At 67.3% G+C, this 10,209-nt stretch carries 8 protein-coding genes and 1 pseudogene; 5 read left to right on the top strand and 4 right to left on the bottom strand.

Annotated features, from left to right (window positions below):
• Window positions 1-674 precede the first annotated feature (674 nt).
• On the bottom strand, window positions 675-1,139 hold the full coding sequence (locus tag J5X07_RS05345; protein ID WP_208478904.1) for a DUF4760 domain-containing protein: 465 nt from the start codon (window positions 1,137-1,139) through the stop codon (window positions 675-677).
• 162 nt (window positions 1,140-1,301) lie between these two features.
• On the opposite strand from J5X07_RS05345, the pseudogene J5X07_RS05340 reads away from it, so the two are divergent.
• The 3 genes and pseudogenes from J5X07_RS05340 to J5X07_RS05325 all read left to right on the top strand — a co-directional run bounded on the left by J5X07_RS05340 (window position 1,302) and on the right by J5X07_RS05325 (window position 6,102).
• Window positions 1,302-1,986 (top strand): annotated as a pseudogene (locus tag J5X07_RS05340) (transposase family protein).
• A gap of 777 nt (window positions 1,987-2,763) precedes the next feature.
• Window positions 2,764-4,818, top strand: coding sequence for a phosphate acetyltransferase (gene pta, locus J5X07_RS05330; RefSeq protein WP_124932593.1), 2,055 nt, complete (start codon window positions 2,764-2,766; stop codon window positions 4,816-4,818).
• 90 nt (window positions 4,819-4,908) lie between these two features.
• Window positions 4,909-6,102 carry an acetate/propionate family kinase gene (locus J5X07_RS05325; protein WP_208478903.1) on the top strand — a complete coding sequence of 398 codons (1,194 nt, stop codon included), beginning with the start codon at window positions 4,909-4,911 and terminating at the stop codon, window positions 6,100-6,102.
• A 78-nt stretch (window positions 6,103-6,180) separates the two neighbouring features.
• On the opposite strand, the gene J5X07_RS05320 is transcribed toward J5X07_RS05325, so the two are convergent.
• A complete protein-coding gene (locus tag J5X07_RS05320) occupies window positions 6,181-6,624 on the bottom strand; it encodes a GtrA family protein (RefSeq protein WP_208478902.1) in 444 nt (147 codons plus the stop codon).
• Window positions 6,625-6,745: 121 nt separating this feature from the next.
• Entirely contained in the window at window positions 6,746-7,372 is a 627-nt protein-coding gene (locus J5X07_RS05315) for a ribonuclease H family protein (RefSeq protein WP_124932596.1), read from the bottom strand.
• A gap of 210 nt (window positions 7,373-7,582) precedes the next feature.
• Here J5X07_RS05315 and J5X07_RS05310 point away from each other — a divergent pair, with 210 nt between their 5' ends.
• Window positions 7,583-9,283 (top strand): sodium:solute symporter family protein, encoded by a 1,701-nt coding sequence (locus tag J5X07_RS05310; RefSeq protein ID WP_208478901.1) that lies wholly within the window; start codon window positions 7,583-7,585, stop codon window positions 9,281-9,283.
• Between the two features lie 35 nt (window positions 9,284-9,318).
• Window positions 9,319-9,558 (top strand): hypothetical protein, encoded by a 240-nt coding sequence (locus J5X07_RS05305; protein WP_208478900.1) that lies wholly within the window; start codon window positions 9,319-9,321, stop codon window positions 9,556-9,558.
• A 136-nt stretch (window positions 9,559-9,694) separates the two neighbouring features.
• On the opposite strand, the gene J5X07_RS05300 is transcribed toward J5X07_RS05305, so the two are convergent.
• Complete coding sequence (locus J5X07_RS05300; RefSeq protein ID WP_208478899.1) at window positions 9,695-9,961, bottom strand: HPr family phosphocarrier protein; 267 nt, start codon at window positions 9,959-9,961, stop codon at window positions 9,695-9,697.
• Window positions 9,962-10,209: the final 248 nt, after the last annotated feature.

Raw genomic sequence — 10,209 nt, 5'->3', positions numbered from 1 at the left:
GGATTCCGCAACCTCACCAACTACACCACCCGCAGCCTCATCCACGCCGGACGACTCAAGGACCACCTCGCAACCACCTAAAAGCGCCGATAAGCCCCACCTACCACACCCTCAAACACGAAGAGCCATTTTGTTAAGGGATTTGTTTCCCTACTTCCTACCCTGGATGGACTCAACGTTGGGCGGTTTCTTGTAGGGTAGCAGTGATTCCTGCTCCGGTGTAGCCTTTATCGGCGATACAACCGGAGGGGACACTCCCCTCCAGGCTGTCGGAGATGGTGACATCCTTGACGTCGTGGACAGCCCCCGGCAAGGGATCGGATACCCATAGCAGGCGCCCGGTGGGACTGCCCAGCACTTGCAGGTTGAGGCCGGTGCGGAGGCCTCTTCGACGGTAGCCGAGATCGGGCCCAGGGCTCTGGCGAGGATCCGTGTGATCACCGTGATCATCCGTGAGATAGTGGACTAGGACACTCTCATGACCTCGGCAACAGCCAATTCCACCAGGCGACTCAACTGCACCCCTCCAGGCCCGCGACACGCTTGGTCATGACGGCTCATTCCTGAGAGGTTCTCGTTTGCGATCCGATCCTTTCAGATCAAATGAGCCATCGCTCAGTTAATACAACGACCCCAGCACCCCTAAGAACGAACCCCGGAATAAGTTTGAAGTTTCAGCTTATGTACGACTTCGGGATTTGTGAATTCATATGACCCACCCACTTCTTGAAATGATCCAAATACTTGTAGCCGCGAATTTTTCGCTCCGCCTCAATGCATTCTTCCATCTTGCGATAAACGCCAATTGCAGCACCGCCGATATAGTTATCAATAGGCTTCGTATTGATAACTCGATGGACGTGGAGTGCTGCGATAAGGTCATAGAACGCTAGCAACTCTATGACCTGCAGGCGCTGATTGTCCGGAATTCCTTGCAGTCCCTTAGATATGTCAGCACCCTCAAGGTTTTGACGTACGATATAGAATCTTGCTTTAACAAAAGGCGGTTCACCATGTTCCCTGAGAAGATCTACTGTAACTAACGTGTTAGCGTTACTTAAGGCCCGTCGTTCACTTATTGCAGCCAGTGCGGACACAATCAACGCCACTAAAGAAATTAGGACGGCCACGACTTCCATTAAGTCCCCTTTCATTGCGTAATTAAAGTTGTTCCGAGGCTTGTTCCAGGAGCACTGGGGTCGGTGTATTAACTGATTGATGACTCATTTATCCGAAAGAACTGGACCGCAAACGAGAGTCTCTCAGGAACGAATCATCATCACTAATGATATCATAGAACCATGCAGGATCAAAATGAGCAGAACGCCCTGGCGCCAAAGATCATTCTAGACCCGTTCCAGGCGCTGCAGGCAATGTTGATGCATCTGCGCACCAACACCGGTCAGGAGGCGATCGCCGAGGTCATGGGGGCCTCCCAGCCCACGATCTCTCGGGTGATCGCGGTGGTCATCCGGATCATCGCCAGGGTCCTGGGCCCACTGCTGGCCACCGCCGAGCAGGTCCTCCGCACCGGCGCGCACATCATCGACGGCACGCTTCTTCCCTGCTGGAGCTGGAAGGACCAGCAAGGCCTGTCCTCGGGCAAGCACAAGCGCACCGGGGTCAACCTGCAGATCATGGTGGGCCTGGGCGGGCGGCTGCTGTGGACCTGCGACCCCCTACCGGGCTCCGTCCACGACGCCAAGGCCATCGCCACCTCCGGTATCCTGGAACTGATCGATCCCTCCCAGTGCATCACGGATAAGGGCTACACCGAAACCGGAATCACCGCACCCCAACGGTGAGCTCACCCAGGCCCAGAAGCAGGCCAACAAAGCACTGAACGAAATCCGATACGTCGTCGCGCGAACCATCGCACACATAAAATCCTGGAAGATCCCATCCCACAACTACAGAAGACCCCTGGACACCTTCAAAGAAACCATCACAGCCACCCCAGCCCTGCACGTCTACACCAACCCCTAAATAACTTTCCATTTAGACAATTCCCACTGGACCAGAAATCCAGGCCATCAGAATTCTCCAGGATTGACGTGCCCCCAGAGGCATCTTACGGTGAAAGAGCCTCGGGTCTCAGGGATGGGGCATGCACGAGGACCTGCGGACCACGACCGCACGGGTGAGCCTCGCGCCGTCAAAGGGGCCGATCTCCCGCACAAGAGGGGTGAGAACATGGCTCTAGGAAGCCTGGACGAGTTCCCCAGAGGATCTTCTCCGACGTCGATCGATGGCAGCGCGACCACCCCCGCCTGACCCGGGATGACGGCATCCTGGTCGCCTCCTGCACCACTGCGGGGACGATCGGCGCCCTCGCAGCGCGCGCCCTGCTCGCCGGCGCGGCCAGCCTGGGCCTTCTCCGCGGGATCTGGACGATCACCCGCACCCCTCACTTCACCTGGATCACATGAGAGAGGTCACACTTCCCGCGATAGCGCTCCTCATCCTGGGCGCCGTCGGGATCGTCGCGCTCCTGCGCCCCACGGCCACGGAGCCCACCGGCTGACGCCCCTGCCGCGGGCCCCGAGCGCCCCTCGACCGTCATGTCCGGCCGCTCCCCGCCGAGCGGGCGGATCCGCGCGTCGCCCACGATCCGCAGAATCATGCGGCTCTTCACACCGATTCCACAACTCACACGGACCTTGGTCGCATAAGGAACGGTTCGCAGGGCAGACTGGGGCGGTGAGGAGCGGCGGAACGTCCCGCCGGCTCCCGCCCACAGCACAGATGCGAAAAGGACCCAACGTGGCGCGCAGTATCTACATCGCCTCCCCCAACGCCGGGACCGGGAAGTCGACGGTGGCACTCGGACTGGTGGCCTCACTGACCAAAGTCGTCGCCAAGGTGGGCGTCTTCCGCCCCTTCGTGGAGTCGCGCGACAATGACGACTTCCTCAACCTGCTCCTGGCCCGCGCGAGCTCGACCACCCCGCCCGAGCAGTGCGTGGGCGCCACCTGGGACGAGTTCCACGCCGACCCCGAGGAGTCCCTGTCGCGGATCGTCTCGGCCTACCGCGCGATGGCCCGCGAGCACGACGTCGTCATCATCGACGGCTCGGACTTCACCGACGTCGTGGGCAATCCCGAGCTGGCCATCAACGCCCGCGTGGCCGCCAATATCGATGCCCCCATCCTCCTGGTCGTCTCCGGCGCCCACACCCCCGAGGATGTCGTGGGCAGCGTCGAGGTCTCCATCGCCGAGATCGCCGACAACCACGCCCGCACCGTGGCGGTCGTGGCCAACAAGTGCCGCCCCGAGACCCGCCAGGCGGTGGCCCAGGCACTGGCCGGCATCGAGGGCGTGGCCTCCACCACCCTGCCCGAGGTCCCGCTGCTGGCCGCCCCCTCCGTGCGCGAGGTCATGGCCAATGTCGAGGGCACCCTCATCGCCGGGGACCCGGCCCTCCTGGAGCGCGAGGCCGAGTCCGTCCTGGTGTGCGCCATGGACGTCTCCCACGTCCTGGAGCGCCTGAGCGAGGGCCAGCTGGCCATCGTGCCGGCCGACCGCTCCGCCGTCCTCATCTCCCTGGCCGCCGCCCAGGCCTCCTCCAGCTTCCCGGTGCTCTCCGGCCTGGTCCTCAACGGGGGCTTCCAGGTCGCCCCCCACGCCATGCGCCTGCTGGAGGGCCTGGGCATCTCCATCCCCGTCATCGCCTCCCCCCTGGACACCTTCGAGGCGGCCTCCCGGTCCGGCTCCCTGCGGGGCCTGCTGGCCCACGGCTCGGAGCGCAAGCTGGACGTCGCCGTGACCACCTTCGAGCAGGAGGCCGACGTCGAGGGGCTGCTGGCGGCCCTGGAGGTCGAGCCCTCCGGCGTCGTGACCCCCATCATGTTCCAGGCCGAGCTGGTCGAGCGCAGCCGCACCGAGCGCAAGACCATCGTGCTGCCCGAGCCCGACGACGACCGGGTCCTGCGGGCCGCCGACGCGATCCTGCGCCGGGGGATCGCCGACCTGGTGCTCCTGGGCGATGAGACCGCCGTGCGCGCCCGCGCCGCCGAGCTGGGCCTGGACATCGCCGCCGCCCGCGTGGTCTCCACCGAGGACCCCGAGCTGCTGGAGAAGTACGCCGCCGAGTTCGCCCGCCTGCGCGCCAAGAAGGGCGTCACCCTGGAGGACGCCCGCGAGAAGGTCCAGGACGTGTCCTACTTCGGCACCATGATGGTGCACATGGGCGATGCCGACGGCATGGTCTCCGGGGCGGCCCACACCACCGCCCACACCATCGTCCCCTCCTTCCAGATCATCAAGACCAAGCCGGGGACCTCCATCGTCTCCTCGGTCTTCCTCATGCTCCTGGAGGACCGGGTCCTGGTCTACGGCGACTGCGCCGTCAACCCCGAGCCCACCGCCGAGCAGCTGGCCGACATCGCCATCTCCTCGGCGGCCACCGCCGTCCAGTTCGGCGTCGAGCCCCGGGTGGCCATGCTCTCCTTCTCCACCGGCACCTCCGGCCAGGGCGCGGACGTGGACAAGGTCCGTGAGGCCACCGAGCTGGTGCGCGCCAAGGCCCCCGAACTGGCCGTGGACGGCCCCATCCAGTACGACGCCGCCGTCGACCCCACGGTGGCGGCCAAGAAGGCGCCGGACTCGGCGGTGGCGGGGCGCGCCAATGTCCTCATCTTCCCCGACCTGTCCAGCGGCAACATCGGCTACAAGGCGGTGCAGCGCTCCAGCGGCGCCATCGCCGTGGGCCCCGTCCTCCAGGGCCTGAACAAGCCGGTCAACGACCTCTCGCGCGGCGCCCTGGTGGAGGACATCATCAACACCGTGGCCATCACCGCCGTCCAGGCGCAGGGCTGAGCGGGCCCGCGCCCCGCCGCCCCGCATCCGCTGCGGACCCGCCGGTCCGCAGCGGCCCGGCTCCCCCGTCCACCACTGAAAGGCCCCCTCGTGACCCAGCAGACCCAGCGCACCGTCCTCGTCATCAACTCCGGCTCCTCCTCCATCAAGTACCAGCTCGTCGACCCCGACTCCGGCCGGGCCCTGGCCTCCGGGCTGGTCGAGCGCATCGGGGAGGAGACCGGTGCCATCATCCACAAGCACGGGGGCCGGACCACTGAGATCACCCAGGCGGTGCCCGACCACGGCACCGGCCTGGCCCAGGTGCTGCGCCTCTTCGAGGAGCAGGGCCCCTCCCTGGCCGAGTCCCACATCGTTGCCGTGGGGCACCGGGTCGTCCAGGGCGGGCGCCACTTCTCCGGCCCGGCCCTCATCGACGACGGCGTCGTCGCCCTCATCGAGGAGCTCGTGCCACTGGGCCCGCTGCACAACCCCGCCCACCTCAAGGGCATCGAGGTGGGCCGCAGCCTGCTGAGCGACGTGCCCCACGTGGCCGTGTTCGACACCGCCTTCTTCCAGGACCTGCCCGAGGAGGCGGCCCGCTACGCCCTGGACCGCGAGGTCGCCGACCGCTACTCCATCCGCCGATACGGGGCCCACGGCACCAGCCATCAGTTCGTCTCCGGCGAGGTCTCCTCGATCCTGGGCCGTGACGACCTCAAGCAGGTCGTCCTGCACCTGGGCAATGGGGCCTCGGCCTCCGCCGTCCTCGCCGGGCACGCCGTGGAGACCTCCATGGGACTGACCCCCCTGGAGGGCCTGGTCATGGGCGGGCGCACCGGCGACATCGACCCGGCGGCCGTCTTCCACCTGGCGCGCGTGGCCGGGATGAGCATCGATGAGATCGACCACCTGTTCAACCGCGGCTCGGGCATGAAGGGGCTGACCGGGGACAACGACATGCGCGAGGTGTGGAAGCGCGTGGCCGCCGGGGAGCAGGAGGCCCGTGACGCCATGGATGTCTACCTGCACCGTCTGACCAAGTACGTGGGCGCCTACACCGCGGTCATGGGCGGGCTGGACGCCCTGACCTTCACCGCGGGCATCGGGGAGAACGACGCCCGCCTGCGCCGCGAGCTGTGCCAGCGCCTGGCCTTCCTGGGCATCGAGCTCGATGAGGCGGCCAATGAGGAGCGCGCTGAGGGGGCCCGCATCATCTCAGCCCCGGGCTCCGCGGTGACCGTGCTGGTCGTGCCCACCAATGAGGAGCTGGCCATCGCCCGCCAGGCCCTCACCCTCCTCTAACCCTTCCTTTCGACAATTTGCATGAGATCGGCCTTTTCCAGCGCTGGAAAAGGCCGATCTCATGCAAATTGTCGAAGGTCAGCGGTAGACGAGGCGGGACTGGGCCAGGTAGTTGACCACGAAGAGCGTGGAGTCGGCCAGGATCTTGGCCAGCCACAGGGGCGCTCCCATGACCGTCAGGGCACCGAGCGCGAGGTAGGAGGCACTCATGAGGCAGGCCTGCACGGTGGCATAGCCCGTCACGGCACGCCCCAGGGAGGCGGGGTCCTCCTCGCATGAGGCGAACAGGCTCCGGTTGACCAGGAAGTTCATCGTGCTCGACACGAGGCGGGCGCTGACCACCGCGCCCAGGACCGACCCGGTCATGGTGCTCAGGGCGAGCACCAGCATGTAGTCCACCACCCAGCTGGACAGGGACGAGGCGGCGAAGAGCACCGCGGTGGGGAGCCGCTGACGCACAACGGCCAGGCCATTGAAGGAGATGCTGTGAGGGGTGAGGGGCAGGGCGGCGCTTGCGGTCATGGCTCAAGCCTGTCCAGCCGCCTTATGCCGATGACATGACCACCCTGTGCCCGATCTGTGAAGACGGGCGAGGCCCGCGCCCAACCGACGACGCGGTCGGCAGGACGGGGCCCGGGCCGGCTCAGAACAGCGTGCCGCTCTCCTTGCGCAGTCGGGCGCGGCGGGCGGCGGTCGCCCCGGGGACGACGCCGCCATCAGCCGCCAAGGATCCGACGGCGGGGCCGCCGGCCGCGGAGTCCGGTGCCTCGGCCCCGGGCCCTCCACTCCCGTCGCCCGCCCCGGGCCATCCCGGCCCGCTGGGCACCTGACTCCCGCGCTGGTAGGCGGTGGCGGCGGCCCGGGCACGGGAGTCCGCCGCCTCGTTCATGGGGTGGCCCGCATGCCCGCGCACCCACTCGAAGCGCACCGCGCGGCCCGCGAGCGCCTCGTCCAGGGCCTGCATGAGATCGGCGTTGAGCACCGGCTTGCCGTCGGCCTTGCGCCAGCCGCGCCTCTTCCACCCGGCCATCCACGTGGTCAGGGAGTTGATGACGTACTGGGAGTCGCACTGGATGAGCAGGTCCTCCCCCTCCAGCCCCGCGGCCCGGGTGGCCCGCAGCAGCTCCAGGACGGCCGTGAGCTCGCCTCGGTTGTTGGTGGCGCTCGGCCACCCCCCGGCCGCCCAGCAGCCCTCATCCACATACCAGGCCCAGCCCGCCGGGCCGGGGTTGCCCAGGGCGGATCCGTCCGCCGCCGCGATGATCGTCATGGCGCCCACCCTACCGGCGCCCTGCCCCAGGCCTTCCGCAACCGCACCGCGCGCCCCGCGGGCCTCCATATCACGCACCGGGCGGGCCGGAGTGCCATCGGCCTCCCAGCGGGGCACTCAGCGTTTCTCCCCGCTAGCATGAAGGGGCTAGGCTGTGACAAAGACGTGATCTTCGTCCGCCATCCCCTCCCGGATTGCTGAGGTACATCGATGTCCTCCACCCTGGCTCCAGCCTCGGCCACGCTCATCGAGGCCGAGTGGTACGACTACGTCCCCATCATCATCTACTTCGCCTTCGTCATCGGAGTGGGCCTCATGGTCCGCGCCCGCGCCACCACCGCCGATGAGTTCCTCACCTCAGGCCGCTCACTGCCGGCATGGGTCACCGGCATCGCCTTCGTCTCGGCGAACCTGGGCGCCGTGGAGATCATGGGCATGTCGGCCAACGGCGCCCAGTACGGCATGCCGACCTTCCACTACTTCTGGATCGGCGCCATCCCGGCCATGCTCTTCCTGGGCCTGGTGATGATGCCCTTCTACTACGGCTCCAAGGTCCGCTCCGTGCCCGAGTTCATGCTCAAGCGCTACGGCGTGGCGGCCCACCTGGTCAACTCCCTGAGCTTCGCCCTGGCCCAGCTGCTCATCGCGGGCATCAACCTCTTCCTGCTGGGCAAGATCATGAACTGGCTCCTGGGCTGGCCACTGTGGGTGGGGCTCATCGTCGCGGCCGTCATCGTCTACACCTACATCACGATGGGCGGGCTGTCGGCGGCCATCTACAACGAGGTGCTCCAGTTCTTCGTCATCGTGGCGGCGCTGCTGCCCCTGACGATCATCGGCCTGCACCGCGTGGGCGGCTGGGGCGGGCTGACCGCGCGCATCACCCGCAGCGCTCTGGCCACGGGCTCCGATCCCGCCCAGCAGCTCCACTCCTGGCCGGGCAACGCCATCTCCGGCTTCAGCTCCGATGCGCTGTCCGTGGCGGGCCTGGTCTTCGGCCTGGGCTTCGTGCTCTCCTTCGGCTACTGGACGACGAACTTCGTGGAGGTCCAGCGCGCCATGGCCTCCGACTCCATCTCCTCGGCCCAGTCCACCCCGATCATCGGCACCTTCGTCAAGATGCTGGTGCCCTTCCTGGTCATCGTGCCCGGCATGGTCGCGGGCGTCCTGGTCGTCGAGGTCCAGCAGCTCAAGGCGGGGGCCACAGGCGCCTACGAGTACAACGACGCGATCCTCTACCTCATGCGCGATGTGCTGCCCAATGGCCTGCTCGGCCTGGCCATCACCGGCCTCCTGGCCTCCTTCATGGCGGGGATGGCGGCCAATATCTCGGCCTTCAACACGGTGTGGGGGGTGGACATCTACCAGGCCTACCTCAAGAAGAGCGCCGAGGACGCGCACTACCTCAGGATCGGCAGGCTCTCGACCCTGGCCGCCTCCGCGATCGCGATCCTCACCGCGCTCATCGCCTCGCACTACTCCAACCTCATGGACTACCTCCAGACGCTGTTCTCGATGTTCAACGCGCCCCTGTTCGCGACCTTCATCATCGGGATGTTCTGGAAGCGGGCCACGGCCGCCGCCGGCTGGATGGGGCTGGTGGCCGGGACCCTCGGCGCCCTGGCAGTCAACATCCTGCTGTGGACCGAGGTGCTGTCCATGCCGGGCCAGGGGGGAGCCTTCCTGGCCGCCGGAGTGGCCTTCGTCGTCGACGTCGTGGTCACCGTGGCGGTCACCATGGTCACCCGGCCCAAGCCCGAGGCCGAGCTCAAGGGCTTCGTCTACTCGCTGACGCCCAGGAGCGAGCGCACCGACCCGCACCTCCACGAGCTGCCCTGGTACCGCCGGCCCATCCCGCTGGCGATCATCGCCGGGGGCCTGGTCATCACCCTCAACAGCGTCTTCCACTGACACAGCGCCACCGCGACGAGCAGACAGGAACGGATATGAACAAGCGCTCCCTGACCGACATCCGAGTGGTCATCGCCGGGGCCCTGGGCCTCATCGGCGTCTTCCTGCTCGCCTGCGCCTTCCTGGCCACCGATGCCTGGCAGATGGCCCGCACCGGTGGCTACAACGCCAATCTGTGGTCCGGGCTGGGCCTGCTGGCCATCGCCGTGGGCATGGGGCTGTGGTGGCTGGTGCGCCCCGTGCCGGGACGCCCCTCAGGCGGGGACGGGCAGTAGCCCCGCCCCCCGGCGGCCAGCAGCCTGCCGCGCCGCCGCCGTCACTCGGCCCGACGGCGGATCCGCGGTGAGCCCGATGGCGCAGTGGGGGCGCGCCCCCTTCCGGGACGCGCCCCCACTGCCGGGCCTGCCCGACTCAGGCGTCGAGGTCGGTCTCCAGGAGGGCCTTGAGCTCCTCCAGGGCGGCCTCGGCGCCGTCGGCCTCGGAGGCCAGGGTGACCACATCGCCGAAGCCGGCCCCCAGGGTCATGACGCCCAGGATCGAGGAGGCGTCCACGGCAGCACCGCCCTCCTTGGCAATGGTGACGGGAACACCCTTCTCGGCGACGGCCTTGACGAAGGTGGCGGCAGGACGGGCGTGCAGACCGACCTTGGAAGCGATGGTGGCGGTGACCTGGGCCATGTGGAACTCCTTTGTGGTGCAGGGATCGGCATGGAGGATGTGTCAGGCCCCCGTATGCCGGTACGCAGCAGCGCGGCGACTGCCTGGGCAAGACAGTACCGGAGATTCCCCGCCCGGTGCACCAATCTGCGCCATGAATACTCCGAAGAGCGCGTCCCACCAGGATCGCGGCCCCTGAGCGGCCTGAGCGCCGGGGCGCACAGGGCGTCCCGGCGCGGCACTCGACGCCCGGACCCGGGCCCGGCCCG

Origin of the sequence: Actinomyces bowdenii (assembly GCF_017592395.1) — a bacterium.
Lineage (GTDB): Bacteria > Actinomycetota > Actinomycetes > Actinomycetales > Actinomycetaceae > Actinomyces > Actinomyces bowdenii.
The sequence above is the reverse complement of the archived record's forward strand: the minus strand, read 5'-3'. Positions and strand labels throughout refer to the sequence as shown.

What these genes read in the sequence shown, in the direction of transcription:
- J5X07_RS05310 (WP_208478901.1), top strand. Translation starts at nt 7,583, where the DNA reads ATGTCCTCCACCCTGGCTCCAGCCTCGGCCACGCTCATCGAGGCCGAG.
- J5X07_RS05315 (WP_124932596.1), bottom strand. Translation starts at nt 7,372, where the DNA reads ATGACGATCATCGCGGCGGCGGACGGATCCGCCCTGGGCAACCCCGGC.
- J5X07_RS05345 (WP_208478904.1), bottom strand. Translation starts at nt 1,139, where the DNA reads ATGGAAGTCGTGGCCGTCCTAATTTCTTTAGTGGCGTTGATTGTGTCC.
- J5X07_RS05300 (WP_208478899.1), bottom strand. Translation starts at nt 9,961, where the DNA reads ATGGCCCAGGTCACCGCCACCATCGCTTCCAAGGTCGGTCTGCACGCC.
- J5X07_RS05320 (WP_208478902.1), bottom strand. Translation starts at nt 6,624, where the DNA reads ATGACCGCAAGCGCCGCCCTGCCCCTCACCCCTCACAGCATCTCCTTC.
- J5X07_RS05305 (WP_208478900.1), top strand. Translation starts at nt 9,319, where the DNA reads ATGAACAAGCGCTCCCTGACCGACATCCGAGTGGTCATCGCCGGGGCC.